At 59.8% G+C, this 5444-nt stretch carries 6 protein-coding genes and 1 tRNA gene; 3 read left to right on the top strand and 4 right to left on the bottom strand.

From position 1 onward, the window contains the following. A partial coding sequence (locus tag RDN59_RS11295) for a metal-sensing transcriptional repressor (RefSeq protein ID WP_308607926.1) occupies positions 1 to 157 on the top strand: 157 nt, incomplete at its 5' end. 67 nt (positions 158 to 224) lie between these two features. Here RDN59_RS11295 and RDN59_RS11290 read toward each other — a convergent pair. Next, positions 225 to 297: transfer RNA gene (locus RDN59_RS11290), tRNA-Lys, on the bottom strand. A 90-nt stretch (positions 298 to 387) separates the two neighbouring features. After that, complete coding sequence (locus RDN59_RS11285) at positions 388 to 1890, bottom strand: acetyl-CoA hydrolase/transferase family protein (RefSeq protein ID WP_308607925.1); 1503 nt, start codon at positions 1888 to 1890, stop codon at positions 388 to 390. 177 nt (positions 1891 to 2067) lie between these two features. Between RDN59_RS11285 and dusB the strand changes: the two genes are divergently transcribed. Then, complete coding sequence (dusB, locus tag RDN59_RS11280) at positions 2068 to 3213, top strand: tRNA dihydrouridine synthase DusB (RefSeq protein ID WP_308607924.1); 1146 nt, start codon at positions 2068 to 2070, stop codon at positions 3211 to 3213. A 68-nt stretch (positions 3214 to 3281) separates the two neighbouring features. Further along, positions 3282 to 4010: a phosphate signaling complex protein PhoU gene (phoU, locus tag RDN59_RS11275; protein ID WP_049157153.1), complete on the top strand. Its 729-nt coding sequence runs from the start codon at positions 3282 to 3284 to the stop codon at positions 4008 to 4010. A 117-nt stretch (positions 4011 to 4127) separates the two neighbouring features. Here the strand turns inward: phoU and pstB are convergent, their stop codons facing one another. Then, the gene (gene pstB / locus RDN59_RS11270; protein WP_046649300.1) at positions 4128 to 4901 is read right to left on the bottom strand and encodes a phosphate ABC transporter ATP-binding protein PstB; all 774 of its coding nucleotides are present in this window, start codon (positions 4899 to 4901) and stop codon (positions 4128 to 4130) included. Positions 4902 to 4942: 41 nt separating this feature from the next. Then, positions 4943 to 5444: ABC transporter permease subunit (locus RDN59_RS11265; RefSeq protein ID WP_308607923.1), on the bottom strand; the 502-nt coding region annotated here is incomplete at its 5' end.

Here is a 5444-nt window from a genome sequence, read left to right as displayed (position 1 = left end):
TTCCGCGGTCACCTCAGCGCTCGAGAACGTCTCCCTAGCGCTGCTAGAAGACCACATAGAGCACTGCGTGGCGGGAGCAGCCGCCGAGGACGGGCAAGTAGCCACAGAGAAGCTAGAGGAGGCCATGCGGGCCATTCGGAAGCTCGTGAAGAGCTAGAGGAGCTAGGGCTCCTTAGCGGGCCACCCTACAACGCAAAAGAGCCACCCGAAGGCGGCTCTTGCTGTGGGCCCTGCGGGGCTCGAACCCGCGACCTGCGGATTAAAAGTCCGTAGCTCTACCAACTGAGCTAAAGGCCCAACGCCCACCCATCTTAGTAGGTGACACTAAGGAAAGGGAAATGGCCCTCACCTCCAACGGTAAGGGCCATGACCGAGTGGCATGAACGATTAACCGCGCATGTCGCCCTTCTCCATGAAGTTCACCTGGAAGTCAAAGGCGGTCTTCAGATCGTGCGGGGTGTGCTGGAACTTATTAGCCTTGGCACGCTCGTAGTATTCCTCAAGCAGCGGGCGGTAGTCCGGGTGCGCCACGGCGATAACCTTCTCCACGCGCTCCTTCGGAGCGAGACCACGCAGGTCCGCCACACCGTACTCGGTGATGATGACCATGGTGTCGTGCTCGGTGTGGTCGGTGTGGGACACGAACGGCACGATGGCGGAGATTGCGCCATCCTTGGCCACCGACGGGGAGACGAAGGTGGAGATGTAAGCGTTACGGGTGAAGTCACCGGAGCCACCGGTACCGTTCATGATGCGGGAACCGGAGACGTTGGTGGAGTTGATGTTGCCGTAAATGTCGCCCTCAATCATGCCGTTGGAGGAGATCAGGCCAACGCGGCGAATAACCTCCGGGTGGTTCGACACCTGCTGCGGGCGCAGGATGATGTGCTTGGCGTAGCGCTCAGCCTCAGCGTTCATCTTGTCCGCATACTCCGGAGACAGAGCGAAGGAAGTAGCAGAGGCGACGGTCATCTTGCCGGCGTCGATCAGATCGAGCATGCCGTCCTGGATAACCTCGGTGTAGGCCTGAATGTTTTCAAACTTGGAGTCCAGCAGGCCGGCCATCACCGCGTTCGGAACGTTGCCCACGCCGGACTGCATGATGAACTTGTCATACTCAAGGCGGCCAGCAGCGACCTCGCCCTCAAGGAACTCGATGAAGTTTGCAGCAATCTTCTCGGAGACCTCATCCGGAGCCTTGAACGGTGCGTTGCGGTCCGGAGCGTCGGTCTTGACCACTGCCACGACCTTTTCTTCCGGGATCTCAATGTAGGTGGTGCCAACGCGGTCGGCCGGCTTGGTGATCGGGATGGGCTGACGGTTCGGCAGCTTCTCAATCCGGTAGATATCGTGCATGCCCTCAAGGTTGAGGGACTGCCACTCGTTCACCTCGATGATGATCTTGTCGGCGGCCTCAATGTATTCGAGGTTGTTGCCCACGGCCGAGGACGGAACAATGTTTCCGTTCTCGTCGATACGCACGGCCTCAATAATGGCTACCTGGAAGTCACCGTAGAAGCCCTCCTCGACCTGCTGACCGGAGTGCGAAAGGTGGATGTCCTGGTACAGCGCGGAGCCGTCGTTGAAGCGGCCACGCAAAACTGGGTCGGAGTTGTACGGGGAGCGGAAGCGGATGGCGTTAGCCTCCGCGAGCACGCCGTCGCAGTCCGGGGCAGTCGAAGCGCCGGAGAAGACGTCAATCTTGAACTCTTCACCCGCGTCGTGCGCTGCCTTTGCCTTTTCCGCGATGGCGGTAGGCAGGGCCTTGGGATAGCCAGCACCAGTAAAGCCGGAGATTCCCACACGGTCACCGTGATTGACAAACTTAGCTGCCTCGTCAGCGCTCATAACGAGCTTCTCAAACGGCGCGTATGCAATTCTCTCAGACATGAGTCCTCCTTTTATGTGCAGAAAAGACCTAGGTTACGGTCCTTTCCTGTTAGTTACATGCACCACACTAGCGAATCGGTGGCGAATTTACCGCACTCTACCCAAAACTGTGCGCTTGCCTCATTGTCCGCGTCGCTAATTTGCCACCCTAGGCTTGTTCCGCGCACAATTGGCGGCGTGACTCTTGCTATCGGAAACATCCAGCTCAACTCCCCCGTTGTCCTCGCCCCTATGGCGGGCGTGACCAACGTGGCCTTTCGCGTGCTGTGCCGCGAGCAAGAGATAGCGAAGACCGGAACCGTCTCCGGCCTCTACGTGTGTGAGATGGTCACCGCACGCGCCCTCGTCGAGCGCAACCCAAAGACCTTGCACATGACCACGTTTGACCCCCAAGAACAGCCGCGCTCACTGCAGCTGTACACCGTCGATCCGGAGTACACGTACAAGGCGGCCAAAATGATCGTGGACGAGAACCTCGCAGACCACATCGACATGAATTTCGGCTGCCCGGTTCCCAAGGTCACGCGCCGCGGCGGTGGTTCTGCCCTGCCCTATAAGCGCCGTTTGTTTGGCAACATCGTCGCTGCGGCTGTCAAAGCGACGGAGGGCACGGACATTCCAGTCACCGTCAAGATGCGCGTCGGCATCGATGACGAGCACAAAACGCACCTCGACGCCGGCCGGATCGCCGTTGCTGAGGGTGCCGCAGCCGTCGCTCTACACGGTCGCACGGCGGCACAACGCTACTCCGGCCACGCCGACTGGAGTGAGATTGCCCGCCTCAAGGAACACCTAGCGGATACCGGCATTCCCGTCTTGGGTAACGGCGATATCTTCAAGGCAACCGATGCGCACGACATGATGGAGCAAACGGGATGTGACGGCGTCGTCGTAGGCCGTGGCTGTTTGGGACGCCCTTGGCTCTTCGCGGAGCTCTCCGCCCACCTGCGGGGTGAGCCGGTGCCGCCGGAGCCCACGCTAGGCGAAGTCACGCGCATCATGATCCGCCATGCGGAGCTTTTGACCCAGCATGAGGGCGAGGCTCAAGCCAGCCGCGATATTCGCAAGCACATTGGCTGGTACCTGCGTGGTTTTCCCGTGGGCGGCCAGGTACGCGCGGGGCTTTCTCGCGTCAATTCCTTGGAGGATCTGCGCGAGCTATTGGCGCCGTGGGCCGACTCGCCCGCGCTTGCCGACGACGCCGATGGCGCCCGCGGCCGCCAGGGTTCACCCGCCAAGGTGGTCCTGCCCGAAGGTTGGCTCGATGATCCGGAGGATGCCACGGTTCCGGAAGGCGCGGAGATCATGCACTCCGGAGGCTAGGAGCAGAACCTGCCATGATCGTGTTGCCCGACAGGCACTAGACCAATAGTTGGGCTAAAGTACGTGGCATGCGCGCCGCTTACCGTGAACAGTTGGATAACTTTGCCCATGATCTGATCATCATGAGCACGACCGTCCACAGGTTGATGACTCTTGCCTCCCAGGCATTAATCGAGGCTTCCCTGCAACCAGCTGAGGAGGCCGTGTCGCTGCGCGATGAACTGGATGAGGTCCGCACGCGCTGTGAAGACCGTGCGGTGTCCCTTCTGGCCTTGGAGAACCCCATGGCCAAGGACCTACGCCAAGTGATCTCCTCCATCTATATTGTGGAAGATTTCTACCGCATGGGCCGCCTATCCCAGCACATTGCAACGAGCGCGCGTCGCCGCCACCCAGAGCCCGTTGTACCGGCAGAAATCATGGGCTATTTCGAGGAGTACACCCGCCTCGTCCTCGACATGTCTGCAGGGCTCAAAGACATCCTCATCACCCGCGATCCGGAGCTCGCGCTGCGCCTGACCGAAGATGACGATGCCGTGGATGACATCAACCATCACCTGCTGCGCATGCTGACCCAGCGGGAGTGGAAGGGAACGGTCCGCCAGGCCGTGGAGACTTCGCAGCTGTCACGCTACTACGAGCGATTCGCAGATCATTGTGCCGCCGCTGCCGGGCGCATCATCTACCTGGCCACGGGCTTGGACCCGGATCGCTATATGCGCAAGCGCGACCAGGAGCAGCGTGACGCCGAGATGGAAGCCCGCATGGCGGAGCTCGAGCGCCAGTTCCGCAACTAGGCAGGCGTGTGGGCGTGGGTGATCCACCCAGCTCAATCTGGAAGCACAAGAAAGCCGGCGCCTCTCCTAGACCTTAAACAGGTGAGAGAGGGCGCCGACTTTCAGAGTTAGCGGAGTTTAGCCAAAGCGGCCAGAGATGTAATCCTCGGTGTCCTTCTTGGACGGGTTTTCGAAGATCTTGGTGGTGTCATCGAACTCGACGAGGTGGCCTGGCTTGCCGGTGGCCTCTAGAGAGAAGAAACCAGTCTTATCGGACACACGGGCTGCCTGCTGCATGTTGTGGGTCACGATAACGATGGTGAAGTTTTCCTTCAGCTCGTGGATGAGGTCCTCAACAGCCAGGGTGGAGATGGGATCCAGCGCCGAGCACGGCTCATCCATGAGGAGAACCTCCGGCTCCACGGCAATCGCACGAGCGATGCACAGGCGCTGCTGCTGACCACCAGACAGGCCGCCGCCCGGCTTATCCAGACGGTCCTTAACCTCGTCCCAGAGGTTAGCGCCGCGCAGGGACTTCTCGGCAACTTCCTTGAGCTTCTTCTTGTTCTTCTCACCGGACAGTTTCAGGCCGGCGACAACGTTGTCCTCGATGGACATGGTCGGGAACGGGTTAGCCTTCTGGAATACCATGCCGATGGTGTTACGGACGGACACTGGGTCAACCTTGGAGCCGTAGATGTTCTGGCCATCCAAGAGGATCTCACCCTTGACGTAGGCACCGGGGATGACCTCGTGCATACGGTTCAGGGTGCGCAGAACGGTGGACTTACCGCAGCCGGAGGGGCCGATGAAGGCGGTGACGGCCTTAGCTGGAATTTGCATATTGACATTCTGTACGGCGTGGAAGTCACCGTAGTAGATGTTCACGTCGTTGAGCTCAAGCTTGGACATGAGTAGTACTCCTATTGGGGGTAGGTGGAAAGTGAATACGGTTACTTCTTGACAGAGAACTTCGCCGAAACGATGCGCGCGCCGATGTTGAGAATCGCGATGAGGATAACCAACGTGAGGGCAGCGCCCCACAGCTTGTCCAAAACAGCCGGATCAGCACCGGACTTGTACATATCCAGCATCATCAGCGGCAGCGAGGACTGCGCGCCCTTGAGCGCATCCCAGTTGATGGAGGACGTAGAGCCCACCAACACCAGCACCGGCGCGGACTCACCCATGATGCGGGCCACAGCAAGCATGATGCCGGTGACGATGCCGGAAAGAGCGGTCGGCAAAACGATGCGGGCGATAGTCTTCCACTTCGGTACACCGAGGGCATAGGAAGCCTCACGCAGGTCCATGGGGACCACACGGAGCATCTCCTCCGTATTACGGACCACAATCGGAATCATCAGGAGTACCAAGGACAGTGCCACGGCCATACCGGAGCGCTTGAAGCCGAACAGCGTAATCCACATGGCGAAGATGAACAGTGCGGCCACG

It is taken from the genome of uncultured Corynebacterium sp., assembly GCF_902489365.1.
In the GTDB taxonomy this organism is placed as follows: domain Bacteria; phylum Actinomycetota; class Actinomycetes; order Mycobacteriales; family Mycobacteriaceae; genus Corynebacterium.
Note: the sequence above shows the minus strand (reverse complement) of the source record. Positions and strands in the feature narration are given on the sequence as shown.

Excerpts from the sequence above, each read along its gene's own strand:
- RDN59_RS11285 (WP_308607925.1), bottom strand. The coding sequence starts at position 1,890 with ATGTCTGAGAGAATTGCATACGCGCCGTTTGAGAAGCTCGTTATGAGC.
- phoU (WP_049157153.1), top strand. The coding sequence starts at position 3,282 with ATGCGCGCCGCTTACCGTGAACAGTTGGATAACTTTGCCCATGATCTG.
- pstB (WP_046649300.1), bottom strand. The coding sequence starts at position 4,901 with ATGTCCAAGCTTGAGCTCAACGACGTGAACATCTACTACGGTGACTTC.